This is a genomic window from Hylemonella sp. W303a, from assembly GCF_046452315.1.
GTDB lineage: Bacteria > Pseudomonadota > Gammaproteobacteria > Burkholderiales > Burkholderiaceae_C > Hylemonella.
Map to the genome: position 1 here is coordinate 534301 of NZ_JBKFDG010000001.1, position 13507 is coordinate 547807.

Genomic DNA, 13507 nt, shown 5'->3' on the forward strand with positions numbered 1-13507 from the left:
TGTCAGGCCATCCGGTTGCGCTGTGCGAGCGCCAGGTGCAAGGCCGAATGGTCCAGATCGCTCAGGCCCGCCCTGACGCCACTGGCGTACAGCTGTTCCAGCAGGCTGGTGATAGGGGTCTCCATTTCCAGTGCTTGGGCGGTCGACAGCGCGTTGCGCAAGTCCTTGAGCTGCACGCTCATGCGGGCGCCAGGCGGGTAGCTGTGGTCCACCATGCGTTGCCCGTGCACTTGCAGGACGCGACTGTCCGCGAAGCCGCCGGTGATGGCCTCCCGCACCTTGGCCGGGTTGGCCCCGCCTTTTTCACACAACAGCAGCGCCTCAGCCACGGCCCCGATGGTGATGCCCACGATCATCTGGTTGGCCAATTTCGTGAGTTGCCCCGCGCCACTGCCGCCGACCAGGGTGGCGCGGCCCAGCGGCCCGAAGACGGGGCGCGCGCGTTCAAAGGTCGTGGCCTTGCCCCCGACCATGATGACCAGCGTGCCGGCCGCAGCGCCCAGCGTTCCGCCTGAGACGGGGGCGTCCATGTGCACGATGCCCATGGTGCCCAGACGTTCTGCATGGGCCCGTGCCTGCGCGGGCTGGATGGAGGACATGTCCAGCAGGACTGAACCCGGGTGCATGGCCCGGGCGACGCCTTGGGAGAACAGCACATCCTCCACCGCTTCGCCATCCGTCAGCATGGTGATGACGAATTCGGCGTCGCGCGCGGCGGCCGCGGCGCTGTCGTGCACTTGCGCACCCAGCGCGGCGAGGCTGTCTGCCTTGGCGCGCGTACGGTTCCAGACGCTGACCGCGTGTCCGGCCTTGCAGAGGCCGCAAAGGCGCTCTGCCATCGGGTAGCCCATCAGGCCAGTGCCCAGCAGGGCGATGTTCATCAGTTTCCCCTCAATTTAGGCCGCGTCGGCGTTCCACTTCCCCGGGGACGCCGCGCGGCGGTTGCCAGCATGCGTGCGCTGCCTTGTGAATGATTGTGATGGATTTGCATGGAATTTCTACAACTGTTACGTCGCGGATGGCTCGTGAAGGGGGAGGAGTGCGTGTCTATGGGGTGTGGCCGTGTCACTGGCGCCACGGTTGGGTACATGGCGGCTTTCTACAATCCAGGGCATGCCCCTTGATTTGCCCGGAACCGGTCCGCGTCCGCCCCTTCCATCCAATTCCGACATGCCCCTGCTGGTGGGCCTCAACACCGAGCAGCGCGCTGCCGTCACCTTGCCGGCCGAACCCGCGCTGATCCTTGCGGGCGCGGGCTCGGGCAAGACGCGGGTACTCACCACGCGCATTGCTTGGCTGCTGCAGACCGGGCAGATTTCACCCGGCGGTCTGCTGGCCGTGACCTTCACCAACAAGGCTGCGCGCGAGATGATGACGCGCCTGCAGTCCATGCTGCCGGTGAATGTGCGCGGCATGTGGATCGGCACTTTCCACGGCCTGTGCAACCGGCTGCTGCGCGCGCACCACAAGACGGCGGGTTTACCTCAGACCTTCCAGATTCTTGATACCCAGGACCAACAAAGCGCGATCAAACGCCTTTGCAAACAGTTCAACGTGGACGAGGAGCGCTTCCCGCCCAAACAGCTGCAATGGTTCATCGGTGGCTGCAAGGAAGACGGACTGCGGCCCGGCGACGTGCAGGCCCATGACCCCGACACGCGCAAGAAGGTGGAGCTGTACCAACTCTACGAAGAGCAATGCCAGCGCGAGGGCGTCGTCGATTTTGGTGAGCTGTTGTTGCGTTCCTATGAATTGCTGCGCGACCACGCCCCCGTGCGTGACCATTACCAGCGGCGTTTCCGCCACATCCTGATCGACGAGTTCCAGGACACCAACAAGCTGCAATACGCCTGGATCAAATTGCTTGCGGGGCAGGGGACGAGCCATGAGAACGCCGTCTTCGCCGTGGGCGACGATGACCAGAGCATCTACGCCTTCCGCGGCGCGCGCGTGGGCAATATGGCGGACTTCGTGCGTGAGTTCCACGTTCAACACCAGATCAAGCTGGAGCAGAACTACCGCAGCTACAGCAACATTCTGGACAGCGCCAACACGCTGATCAGCCACAACAAGCACCGCCTAGGCAAGAACCTGCGCACCGAGCAGGGCGCTGGCGAGCCCGTGCGCGTGGTCGAGTCCAGCAGCGACTTCGCCGAGGCGCAGTGGCTGATCGACGAGATGAAGCAGCTCATCCGCGACGATGTGCCGCGCAAGGAGATGGCGGTGCTGTACCGCAGCAACGCCCAGAGCCGCGTCATCGAAACCGCGCTCTTCAACAGCGGTATTCCCTACAAGGTTTACGGCGGCCTGCGCTTCTTCGAGCGCGCCGAAATCAAGCACGCGCTGGCTTACCTGCGCCTGCTGGAGAACCCGAACGACGACACCAGCTTCTTGCGCGTGGTGAACTTTCCGCCGCGCGGCATCGGCGCGCGCAGCATCGAGCAATTGCAGGACGCGGCGCGCGCCGCGAACCAGGGCGCTGGGTCGTCGCTGCATGCGGCGGTCAACGCCATGAGTGGCAAGGCGGGCGCCAACCTCTCGGCCTTCGTCGCCAAGATCGACGTGCTGCGCGAGCAGACCCAGGGCCTGACCCTGCGCGAGATCATCGAACTCGTGCTGGAGCACAGCGGCCTGGTGGAGCATTACCGCAATGAGCGCGAAGGCGCGGACCGCATCGAAAACTTGGAGGAACTGGTGACTGCGGCCGAGAGCTTCGTCAGCATCGAGGGCTTCGGTCGCGACGCGGAGGCCACGGCAGCGGCGGAGAACGCGGCCCCCGACGCGGACGGCGAGGTGCTGTCACCGCTGGCGGCCTTCCTCACGCACGCCGCTCTGGAAGCCGGCGACAACCAGGCCCAGGACGGCCAAGACGCCGTGCAACTCATGACCGTGCACGCCAGCAAGGGCCTGGAGTTCGATGTGGTGTTCATCACCGGCCTGGAAGAAGGCCTGTTCCCGCACGAGAACAGCCTGAGCGATTTCGATGGCCTGGAAGAAGAGCGCCGCCTGATGTACGTGGCCATCACGCGCGCGCGCAAGCGCCTGTACCTCAGCCTGGCCCAGACGCGCATGCTGCATGGTCAGACGCGGTACCACATCCGAAGCCGCTTCCTGGACGAACTGCCCGAGGAAACGCTGAAGTGGGTCACGCCCCGCAACCAGGGGTTCGGCAGTGGCTTCACGCCGCAAAACAGCTACGGGCCAGGGCGCGGCAACGGTGCTGGGGGTGGTGGGGCCTGGAACAGCGGCTGGTCCAGCGCGACTCGCTCAGGCGGCGGCTTTGGTCGTGACACCGGCTTGTCGACCAGCAAGGTCGTTGAGCAAGCCCAGGAAGCCGCCACCGGCCTGCGCATCGGCATGAACGTCTTCCACAACAAGTTTGGAGAGGGCAAAGTGCTGACGCTCGAAGGCTCGGGCGACGATGCGCGCGCGCAGATCAACTTCCCGCGGCATGGGGCCAAGTGGTTGGCGCTGTCGGTGGCGAAGTTGACGGTGGTGGATTGAGAGGCGATCTGGCTTCGCGCTGATGACGAGTCCGCGCGTCTACCACAAGGCTGAGTGAGTCGTGGCCTCCCTGTTGCTCTCCTCGAACCGTCAAGGGGCGCATGGGACAATCAGCCCCTATGCACCCTCAAACCTTGCTGGACCTCTGCGCTGAGCTGGTCCGGCTGACACTCAAATTGGAACACCCGGCCGATGCCGTGGTGTCACATTTCTTCCGTGATCACCGTGGCCTGGGCCCGCGCGAGCGCGCGACCCTGGCGGAAACGGCCTATGCCGTGCTGCGCAAGAAGTTGCTGTTCGAACGCTTGGCGCTGTCGGGCAGCGGGCCGAAGGAGCGGCGCCTCGCCATCCTGGGTTTCTCGGGCTCGCGCGATTTCATCAAGAGCGTGCTGTCCGAGCAGGAAAAACAGTGGCTGGACGCCTGCGACGGGGTCAAGCCCGATGAACTGCTGGACCCGCACCGCCACAACCTGCCTGACTGGCTGGCTCAGCCGCTGAAAACGCAACTGGGTGACAAGGATTTTTGGGCCCTGGCCGAGAGCCTGAACCAGAACGCGGGGCTGGATGTGCGCGTCAACACCTTGCACGACAAGCGCGAGGACGTGCAACGCGAACTGAAGACGGCGGGCATCGCCGCGCAGCCGACGCCGTATTCCCCGTGGGGCTTGCGCATCGCCGACAAGCCCGCGCTCAACAAACTGGATGTTTTCACACGGGGCGCGATCGAGGTGCAGGACGAGGGCTCGCAACTGCTGGCCTTGCTGCTGGAGGCCAAGCGCGGCGAGATGGTGGTGGATTTCTGCGCGGGAGCGGGTGGCAAGACCCTGGCCCTCGGGGCGTCCATGCGCAACACGGGGCGGCTGTACGCCTTCGACACCTCGGCCCACCGGCTGGACGCGCTGAAACCCCGGTTGGCGCGCAGCGGTCTGTCCAATGTGCACCCGGCGGCCATCGCGCACGAGCGGGATGAGCGGGTGAAACGCCTTGCCGGCAAGATTGACCGGGTGCTGGTGGACGCACCCTGTTCCGGTTTGGGCACCTTGCGCCGCAATCCGGACCTGAAATGGCGGCAAAGCCCCCAAGCCGTGCAGGAAATGGTCGCCAAGCAGTCAGCGATCCTGTCCAGCGCGGCGCGGCTGCTCAAGCCGGATGGGCGCCTGGTCTATGCCACTTGCAGCCTGCTGAGGGAGGAAAACGAGGCCGTGGCCGAGGCGTTTTCGGCGGAACACCCGAATTTCGAGCCCGTGCCGGTGGCCGAATTGCTGGAACGGCTGCTCGCGCCACTGCCCCAGAATGCCCTGGTCACGCTGTGTTCAGGGGGTGAAAATGGCAGGAAATACCTCCGTTTGTGGCCCCACCAACACAATACAGACGGCTTTTTCGCCGCTGTTTGGCGCAAAAAGTAAGTATTTGATCTAAGTTAAGGTTTTCCACCCTAAAACGGCGAGAATTCAGAAAGAGCCCGTGGGGTCTTCTAAAATGGCTCGCCAAATAGATCCAGAATGAAACCAAAAGAGGGTCGGAGACTCTAACGGGGGGTTGGGAAGTTGCCCCCGTATCCAATTTCCATATATTGAAAGAATTCTATGTTCGTAACTGACTCGGTTGTGTTCAACGCCATCGTCGATTGGCTGGCGAACGGCCTGCTGAATCTGAGCTGGTGGCAGATCATCCTGTACGCCCTGGCGACGACGCACATCACGATCGCCAGCGTGACGATCTTCCTGCATCGCCACCAGGCGCACCGCGCGCTGGACCTGCACCCGATCATCTCCCACTTCTTCCGCTTCTGGCTGTGGCTGTCCACGGGCATGGTGACCAAGGAATGGGCGGCCATCCACCGCAAGCACCACGCCAAGTGCGAACAGGCTGAAGACCCGCACAGCCCGCAGATTTACGGCATCCGCAAGGTCCTGACCGAGGGGGCCGAGCTGTACCGCGCCGAATCCAAGAACAAGGAAACCATGGCTCGCTACGGCCACGGCACGCCCGATGACTGGATCGAGCGCAACCTCTACACCCGTTACTCCTGGCAAGGCGTGGGCCTGATGCTGATCATCAACCTCGCCCTGTTCGGCGCGGCGGGTGCAGCGGTCTGGGCCTTGCAGATGGCCTGGATCCCGATCACGGCCGCCGGAATCATTAACGGCCTGGGCCACTACTGGGGTTACCGCAACTTCGAGGCGGCCGATGCCAGCACCAATCTGTCGCCCTGGGGCATCATCATCGGGGGTGAGGAACTGCACAACAATCACCACACCTACCCGACCTCGGCCAAGCTGTCGGTCAAGCCCTATGAGTTTGACATCGGCTGGCTCTACATTCGCCTGTTGAGCGCCGTAGGCCTGGCCAAGGTCAAGAAGACGCCGCCCAAGCTTGAACTGGGTGACATCAAGCCCGTGGCCGATGACAAGACGCTGGAAGCGCTGATCGCGCATCGCTACGAGATCATGGCGGAATATGCCAACGGAATGCGCCGTGCCTTCCGTGGCGAACTGTCCGCGCTCAAGACCCGTTTGACCGACAGCGCCGCGCTGAAGGCCGCTGCCCGCTGGCTGCACCGTGACGCGGAAAAGGCCCCCGCCTCCGCCGCGCCCCAACTCGCCCAAGCCCGCGCCGCTTCGCCTGTGCTGGACAAGATGGTCACCATGCGCGAAGAACTGCGTCAGCTCTGGCTCAATACCTCGTTGAGCCGTGAGCAACTGCTGGCCAATCTGCAAGCCTGGTGTCACCGCGCCGAGGAAAGCGGCATCGCCGCCTTGCAAGAGTTCTCGCGCAAGCTGCGCATGGTCCGAACCTGACCCGCGCATGGTCTGAGGCTAAGCGTTAGCCTCCTCGCCACCTCGCTCAGCACCAAGGCCCGCAACCGCAAGGTCGCGGGCCTTGGTGTTTGTGGCGCAGTCTGGGGCTTGGGGTGGATGTTGGGGTGGATGATTTGGGAGAGGGCCGCTGCCGTGGTCGGGCGCGGCTGGCCCTAAGCGCCAGGCGGTTCAGGCTCCCGCCGCGGCCGTCGCGACGACTTCGATGCGCCAGTCCGGATTGCCCAGCCGCGCCTGCACGGTGGCACGCGGCGGCGTGTGGCCAGGGCTGACCCAGGTGTCCCACACCGCGTTCATGCCCGCGAAATCCGCCATGTCGGCCAAGTAAATCTGTACTCGTAGCAAACGCGTCTTGTCGCTGCCGGCTTCGGCCAGCAGCTTGTCCACCATGGCCAACACCTCGGCGGTTTGACCCCGGATGTCCTTGGTGGCGTCGTCGGGCACTTGGCCAGCGAGGTAGACCACGCCGTTGTGGATGGCGGCCTCGCTCAGGCGCGGTCCGACGCCCAGGCGTCGGATGCTGGCGCCTTGACTCGCGTTCGCGCTCATGCCTTCGGGCCCTTGAAGGACAACAGCTCGGCACCTTCGCCGGCCGACAGCAGCCCGGTCTGGGTGTAGATGCCCAGCTTGGCGCGCGTGTCGGTGATGTCCAGGTTGCGCATGGTCAGCTGGCCGATCCGGTCGGCGGGGCTGAAGGGCGCGTCTTCAACCTTTTCCATGCTCAGGCGCTCAGGGGCGTAAGTCAGGTTGGGGCTCTCGGTGTTGAGGATGCTGTAGTCATTGCCGCGGCGCAGTTCCAGCGTGACTTCGCCGGTGACCGCACGCGCGACCCAGCGCTGCGCGGCCTCGCGCAGCATGATGGCCTGCGGATCGAACCAGCGACCTTGGTACAGCAGGCGGCCCAGCTTCATGCCGTTGATGCGGTACTGTTCGATGGTGTCCTCGTTGTGGATGCCGGTCACCAGGCGCTCGTAGGCGATGTGCAGCAGGGCTAAGCCGGGCGCTTCGTAGATGCCGCGGCTCTTGGCTTCGATGATGCGGTTCTCGATTTGGTCGCTCATGCCCAGACCGTGGCGGCCACCGATCTCGTTGGCCTTGAGGATCAGGGCCACCGGGTCGTTGAAGCTTTGGCCGTTGAGCGCCACCGGTTGGCCTTCCTCGAAGCGCACGGTCACCTCCTCGGCTTTGACGACCACGTCGTCCTTCCAGAACGCCACGCCCATGATGGGGTTGACGATGCGGATGCCACTGTTGAGGTGCTCCAGGTCCTTGGCCTCATGCGTCGCGCCCAGCATGTTGCTGTCGGTGCTGTAGGCCTTTTCCACGCTCATCTTGTAGTCAAAGCCATTGGCTATCAAGAATTCGCTCATCTCCTTGCGTCCACCAAGCTCGTCGATGAAGCTCTGGTCGAGCCAGGGCTTGTAGATTTTGAGCGAGGGGTTGGTCAGCAGCCCGTAGCGGTAGAACCGTTCAATGTCGTTGCCCTTGAAGGTCGAACCGTCGCCCCAGATGTTGACGTTGTCCTCCTTCATCGCGGCCACCAGCATGGTGCCCGTGACGGCGCGGCCCAGTGGTGTGGTGTTGAAATAAGTCACGCCACCGGTGCTGATGTGGAAGGCATTCGCCTGGAGCGCCGCAATGCCTTCGTGCGCCAATTGGCGGCGGCAATCGATCAGGCGGGCCAATTTAGCGCCATAGGCATGGGCCTTCTTGGGAATAGCCTCGTAGTCGCTTTCGTCGGGCTGACCCAGGTTGGCCGTGTAGGCGTAGGGCTCGGCGCCCTTTTTCTTCATCCAGAGCAGGGCAGCGCTGGTGTCCAGTCCGCCAGAGAAGGCGATGCCGACCTTCTGGCCGGTGGGGAGGGATTGCAGGATGGTGGCCATGGGGGAGTTGTTCGTGATGCGTCAGCGGCTGGCGAGGGACAAGGGCTCAGCCGAAATGGCAGATGTAGTGATAGGGCTCGCCGCTCACTCGGATCTCGAAGGAGGTGTTGCCCGGAACACTGAATTTTTCCCCAGTGCCGGATTTGACCCAGGCGTCGCTGCCTTTGAGCTTGTATTCGCAAGCGCCCTTGACGCCTTCCATGATTTCAGGCGCGCCGGTGTTGAAGGTCAGGGTAGCGGGCAGGATCACACCCACCGATTTTTTTGTGCCATCGGCCAGGGTGATGCTGTGACTGACGCATTTGCCGTCGAAATAGACGTTGGCTTGGGTGGTAACGGAAACGCTGTTGAGGGTTGCAGTGGTCATGGATGAAGCAGGAGCGACGGAAGCAGGGGAGGAAAAAAAGACGAGAACCCGATTCTAAAGACCTCGATTGACTGGTAAAACATGACTGTTGACAGACCGCTGCAGGGGTCAAGCAAACTTGGCCGGATGCCGATAAAGGACGTATGAACCCCATGATCAAACTAAAACATGCCTTCGCCGCAGCCACATTGTTGGCTGGTGGCCACGCTTTGGCCGCTGAGCCCGTCGCCTCCCAAGTCGGCGCTGTGGATGCGTCGGGCAACGCCTGCAAGGGCTGGCTGGCCTGTGGTCCCGCCACCTCAACGAGTGCGGCTCCAGAGCCCAAAACCGTGAAGACTGCTGCGCAAACTTCCGCTTGCAAGGGCTGGTTGGCTTGTGGCCAGTCCGATGCCGATGTTTCTGCTTTCTCGGATCCGCAGGCCGATCAAGGGCGTTCTCCCCACCCTGTAGAAAAAAGCGGGCCACCTGGCATCCTCTTGGCTCAGCTTGCAGCACCGAAGGCGCAAGAATCTGCTGTACCGGGCGTAGCCGCCAAGCCGTCACCCATGCCCGAGGCAGCAGTGAAAACAGTCGATGGCGGTGAGCGACCTTCGCCGGTTTCGGGGCCGCTGGTCAGTCCTTTCGGACAAGCTTCGTCTCGCAATCCCGCGGCACCCGCTGCAGTGCTGAAGCAAGGCCGAGGCGGTCAGTTCCGTTTGGGGTTGGTGTCGTTCGGTGTCGGCTATGAAATTGGCGCCCTGAACAATATTGACGATCAGATCGACGATGCAAGTGATCGTCTCGAGCGCTTCACGATCACCGAGTCCGAGTTAACGTCTCAACTGAGCGGCAACTCAAGTCAAGCAGCCGCCGAGGCGGCGCTTAAGAACTATGTCGCTAATCGGGTCAACGATGAAGTCATCGATGTGGTCAACCCAGTGCTGAGTTCCTTGCGCCGTGAAGGGCGAGTGACAGTGATGGGTGAGGCGCAGGTCCCGTTGACTCCCTTGGTGGTGGCTGTGGAGGCTTGGGGAGGAAGTTTGCTGCTTGACGCCAGTTTCCAGGCATTGGCCGATACCAGCGTGGTGACAAAGACCTTGCCTGCATTGGATGCCAACGCGATCACCGTCCACGCCACTTTCGTCGGCCCTGGCCCGGATGCGGCCATTGGGACCTCTGATGACGTGTACGAGGCCACTGCGGATTTCAACTACGACGATGCAACTGCCAACGAAAGCTCGGTGTTGGTCAAGGCCGCGTTGGTTCAGCAATACGGCCTGGGCTATAGCCACAATGTCTGGAAGTCCGCCTTGCCTGTTGAGTCTTGGGGTTCGGGCTGGTTGACGGTGGGCGGTCGGGTCAAGTACTACCAGGTGAAACTGGTGCGTGCGGCGGTCCGGCTCAAGGACAACGATGATGCCGAAGACACCCTCAAGGATGCAGAGTCCAAAGACAGCACGGGCGTGGGCGTGGACCTGGGGGCGCAGTGGTCAAGCCGCTACTACCGCGCGGGCGTTTGGGGCAACAATCTCAACAGCCCTCAGTTCAAGTTCAATAAGCTGGACTTGACGAGTTACACCGACGCCACGATCAAGAAAGACCTTCAGGCTGGTGCGACTTACACAATGAAACCGCAGGTTCAGGTGGAGACCGCCGTTCATACTGAAAACCAGCAATGGGTTCTGGGCTTGAACTACGATGCCAATTCAGTTCGTGACCCGCTTGATCGTGAGTTCCAATGGCTTGCAGTGAACGCGGCCCACGTCACGAACACGTTCTGGATTCCTGGTTTCCGCGTCGGCTACCGTGAAAACCTGGTCGGCACGCAACTCAGCTACGCGACCGCCGGTTTGACCTGGTTTGGCGTCAACCTGGATCTGGCCTACGGGTTGGACACCATCAAGTACGATGGAGACACCTACCCGCGCAGCGTCATGCTTAACATCAGCTCGTCCATGACGTTCTGAGCTGCATCGGATCGCTGGCCCCGAGGGGCGTCAGAGACGTTGGCGCCAATCTGAGGTGTCAAAGCCCACAGTCACGTCTTTGCCACCCCACTCCACCACGGGGCGCTTGATCACACTGGGTTGGGCCAGCATCAGGGCTCGCGCGCTTTGCGCGTTGGTCACGGCTGCTTGATCGGCCTGGCTCAGCTTGCGCCAAGTAGTGCCTTGGCGATTCACGATCTTCTCCCAGCCCACGGCGGCCATCCAAGCATCCAGCCGCTGTTCTGGGACGCCTTGTTTCTTGAAGTCGTGGAAGGTGAATTCCACGGCCTGCCCCTCCAGCCACGCGCGGGCTTTCTTGACGGTGTCGCAGTTCGTAATGCCGTAAAGAGTGATGCTTTTCTTCATGGGGGACAATTCTGGCTTATGTCTGAATTGAACACATTGCAAGACTGGCTGGCGCATTGCGAGCGCCTGCATCCCAAGGGCGTCGATGGCATCACTTTGGGCCTGGAGCGGCCGCGCACCGTGGCCCAGCGCATGGGTCTGAAGCTGGACTGTCCCGTGATCACGGTGGCTGGAACGAATGGCAAGGGGTCGACCTGCGCGATGCTTGAATCCATCCTCGGTCAAGCGGGCTACCGCACTGGGGTCTATACCTCCCCTCACCTGGTTCATTTCGAGGAGCGACTGCGTCTTGGTGGCGAGATCGTGCAGGCGGAGATGCTGCTGCCTTCCTTCGCGCGCGTCGAAGCGGCCCGTATCGGCGGTGCCGCCGAGGTCGCGCTGAGTTACTTTGAGTTCACCACGTTGGCGATCCTCGACTGCATGGCGCATGCCCAGGCTGAGGGGCGACTCGACGTGGCGATTCTGGAGGTGGGGTTGGGCGGTCGGCTGGACGCAGTCAATATCCTCGACGCAGATTGCGCCGTCATCACCAGCATTGACCTTGACCACATGGAGCTGCTGGGGCCGGATCGCGAGAGCATTGGCCGTGAGAAAGCCGGCATCATGCGTTCTGGACGTCCGGTGGTGGTGAGCGATCCCGTGCCACCCGACAGCGTGATCGAGCACGCGCGTCATCTGGGCGCTGAGCTCTGGCGTTTTGGGCGCGATTTCAACTATTCGGGGGACAAGCAGCAATGGAACTGGGCCGGACGTGATCGCCGCTACAGTGGCCTCGCCTATCCCGCTTTGCGTGGCGCCAATCAGTTGATCAATGCCGCAGGCGTACTGGCCGCCCTGACGGCGCTGCGTGACCGGTTGCCAGTCACGGCTCAGGCGGTGCGCAACGGCTTGGCCATGGCTGCCTTGCCTGGGCGGTTTCAGATCGTTCCTGGCCAACCTACTTTGGTGCTGGACGTGGCGCACAATCCACACGCAGTTGCTGCGCTGACCGCCAATCTCGACGCCATGGGTTTTTACCCGCGCACCCACGCTGTCTTTGGCGCGATGGCGGACAAGGACCTGCAGCCTATGTTCGCCCGTGTCATGCCTCTGGTCGATCACTGGTACTTCACCGATCTGCCCACTCCGCGTGCCGCCTCGGCCGCGCAGCTGCAGTCCGCCTGGCAAGCCGTCAAGACCGGGCGCTCTGTTGGCTTGGGCTTGGCTGCTCAGGCCAGTGCGACCTTGCATGCCGATCCCGTGGCGGCGTTGACTGCGGCGATGGCCGCCGCGGACCCCGCTGATAGAATCGTGGTCTTCGGATCGTTCTACACGGTGGGCGGCGTTCTGAAGGAGGGCGTGCCGCGCTTGCAAGCCAAGCACCTGAATGCCGCTTCCTGAGTCCAGACCTCCCTCCCATCCGCACGCAAGCCTGTCCAGCCCTTTAGCCCGAACGCATGGCCTTTTTCAAGTTCCGCAAGGGCGGCGATGAGCAACCCGCCCCGGCAGCTCAGCCCGAAAGCGTGGAGGCGTTGCGCCGTCGCGCAAAAAATCGTCTCATCGGCTCGGTGATTCTGGTTGTGGCGGGGATTGTGGGGTTCCCCTTGCTGGTCGACAAGGAGCCGCGGCCCGTGGCGCAGGATTTGCCGATCCTGATTCCCGCCCGTGATGCATTGCCCCCGCTGGCCGTTCCCGCTGGTTCGGGCACCCAGGGCGCCAGAACCACGGACTCTGACGCGACGCGTGCGTCGGATGCGCGGTCTGCCCCACGATCGCCCGAAGATTCTTTTTCCGCCACCGTGCCCGCGCCGGTGACCACGCAAGGTGCGAAATCTTCGTCGTCTGGTTCCGTCGCCCCGCCCGCTGCGGCCGAGAGTTCCGTGCGTTACGTGGTGCAGGTTGGATCTTTCAGCGACGTCGCGCGCGCGCGCGCGGCGCGTGGCAAGCTGGAACGTGCAGGTCTGAGGCACTACACCCAAGTTGTCGAAACCAAGGAGGGTCAACGCATTCGTGTGCGTGCTGGTCCGTTCGACAGCAAAGCCGAGGCCGATCGTGCCGCCGCCAAGATTCGGCAACTGGACATGGCCGCAGACGTTCTGAGCCTGTGAACTCCGCGACGCGGAAGTGTCTTTCACCATGGCCCTGCTCGATACATTGTTCCTGATTGGTTTGCTGGTGTCTGTCTGCCTGGGCTTGTGGCGCGGATTCATCTACGAAGTGCTGGCCGTGCTGAACTGGTTGCTGGCTTTGCTCTTGGCCCAGTGGTTGGGCGAAGAGGTCGGACGCTGGCTTCCCTTGGAGGGGCAGCCGGAAGCGCTGGTGCGCGTCGTTGGCTATGCGCTCGTCTTCGTGGTTTCGGTATTCGTTGGGGGGCTGGTGGTTTGGGCCATCCCGAAGCTGGTTGAGCAGGCTGGCTTGCGTCCAGTGGACCGCATGCTGGGCGCGGCTTTCGGCGTGTTGCGCGCCGCGATCTTGATACTGGCCTTGACTGTAGGGGTGTTGATGACGTCCTTTCGCCAGAGTGCCTGGTGGCAGGAGTCCTACACGGCGCACGCGTCGGTTTGGGCACTCCAACAACTCAAACCCTTGTTGCCCGTGGGTGTGGCCCAATATCTGCCGTGA

Annotated in this window: 12 protein-coding genes; 7 read left to right on the plus strand and 5 right to left on the minus strand. The window is 62.8% G+C overall.

Annotation, left to right across the window (positions count from 1 at the left end; translation table 11 throughout):
- Positions 1 to 2: 2 nt before the first annotated feature.
- Complete coding sequence (locus ACLBKS_RS02460; RefSeq protein WP_410191204.1) at positions 3 to 881, minus strand: NAD(P)-dependent oxidoreductase; 879 nt, start codon at positions 879 to 881, stop codon at positions 3 to 5.
- Positions 882 to 1170: 289 nt separating this feature from the next.
- On the opposite strand from ACLBKS_RS02460, the gene ACLBKS_RS02465 reads away from it, so the two are divergent.
- The 3 genes from ACLBKS_RS02465 (at position 1171) to ACLBKS_RS02475 (ending at position 6305) form a co-directional block, all read left to right on the plus strand.
- Positions 1171 to 3504: a UvrD-helicase domain-containing protein gene (locus tag ACLBKS_RS02465; RefSeq protein ID WP_410191205.1), complete on the plus strand. Its 2334-nt coding sequence runs from the start codon at positions 1171 to 1173 to the stop codon at positions 3502 to 3504.
- Between the two features lie 119 nt (positions 3505 to 3623).
- Positions 3624 to 4910, plus strand: coding sequence for an RsmB/NOP family class I SAM-dependent RNA methyltransferase (locus tag ACLBKS_RS02470; protein WP_410191206.1), 1287 nt, complete (start codon positions 3624 to 3626; stop codon positions 4908 to 4910).
- Positions 4911 to 5090: 180 nt separating this feature from the next.
- The gene (locus ACLBKS_RS02475; RefSeq protein ID WP_410191207.1) at positions 5091 to 6305 is read left to right on the plus strand and encodes a fatty acid desaturase; all 1215 of its coding nucleotides are present in this window, start codon (positions 5091 to 5093) and stop codon (positions 6303 to 6305) included.
- A 189-nt stretch (positions 6306 to 6494) separates the two neighbouring features.
- On the opposite strand, the gene ACLBKS_RS02480 is transcribed toward ACLBKS_RS02475, so the two are convergent.
- Genes ACLBKS_RS02480 through ACLBKS_RS02490 form a run of 3 tightly spaced genes read right to left on the minus strand, consistent with a single transcriptional unit; the run spans position 6495 to position 8573 of the window.
- The gene (locus ACLBKS_RS02480; RefSeq protein ID WP_410191208.1) at positions 6495 to 6872 is read right to left on the minus strand and encodes a RidA family protein; all 378 of its coding nucleotides are present in this window, start codon (positions 6870 to 6872) and stop codon (positions 6495 to 6497) included.
- On the minus strand, positions 6869 to 8206 hold the full coding sequence (gene argG / locus ACLBKS_RS02485; protein WP_410191209.1) for an argininosuccinate synthase: 1338 nt from the start codon (positions 8204 to 8206) through the stop codon (positions 6869 to 6871). The genes ACLBKS_RS02480 and argG overlap by 4 nt, the downstream gene beginning before the upstream one ends.
- A gap of 46 nt (positions 8207 to 8252) precedes the next feature.
- Entirely contained in the window at positions 8253 to 8573 is a 321-nt protein-coding gene (locus ACLBKS_RS02490) for a pyrimidine/purine nucleoside phosphorylase (RefSeq protein ID WP_410191210.1), read from the minus strand.
- 143 nt (positions 8574 to 8716) lie between these two features.
- On the opposite strand from ACLBKS_RS02490, the gene traF reads away from it, so the two are divergent.
- Positions 8717 to 10519, plus strand: a complete 1803-nt coding sequence (gene traF / locus ACLBKS_RS02495; protein WP_410191211.1) for a conjugal transfer protein TraF — start codon at positions 8717 to 8719, stop codon at positions 10517 to 10519.
- Positions 10520 to 10549: 30 nt separating this feature from the next.
- Here the strand turns inward: traF and ACLBKS_RS02500 are convergent, their stop codons facing one another.
- The gene (locus ACLBKS_RS02500) at positions 10550 to 10906 is read right to left on the minus strand and encodes an ArsC family reductase (protein ID WP_410191212.1); all 357 of its coding nucleotides are present in this window, start codon (positions 10904 to 10906) and stop codon (positions 10550 to 10552) included.
- A gap of 18 nt (positions 10907 to 10924) precedes the next feature.
- Between ACLBKS_RS02500 and folC the strand changes: the two genes are divergently transcribed.
- From folC to ACLBKS_RS02515, 3 genes are read left to right on the plus strand one after another with little or no spacing between them, the layout of a single operon-like run.
- On the plus strand, positions 10925 to 12286 hold the full coding sequence (gene folC, locus ACLBKS_RS02505; RefSeq protein WP_410191213.1) for a bifunctional tetrahydrofolate synthase/dihydrofolate synthase: 1362 nt from the start codon (positions 10925 to 10927) through the stop codon (positions 12284 to 12286).
- A gap of 56 nt (positions 12287 to 12342) precedes the next feature.
- Positions 12343 to 12993: an SPOR domain-containing protein gene (locus ACLBKS_RS02510; protein WP_410191214.1), complete on the plus strand. Its 651-nt coding sequence runs from the start codon at positions 12343 to 12345 to the stop codon at positions 12991 to 12993.
- Positions 12994 to 13021: 28 nt separating this feature from the next.
- On the plus strand, positions 13022 to 13507 hold the full coding sequence (locus ACLBKS_RS02515; RefSeq protein ID WP_410191215.1) for a CvpA family protein: 486 nt from the start codon (positions 13022 to 13024) through the stop codon (positions 13505 to 13507).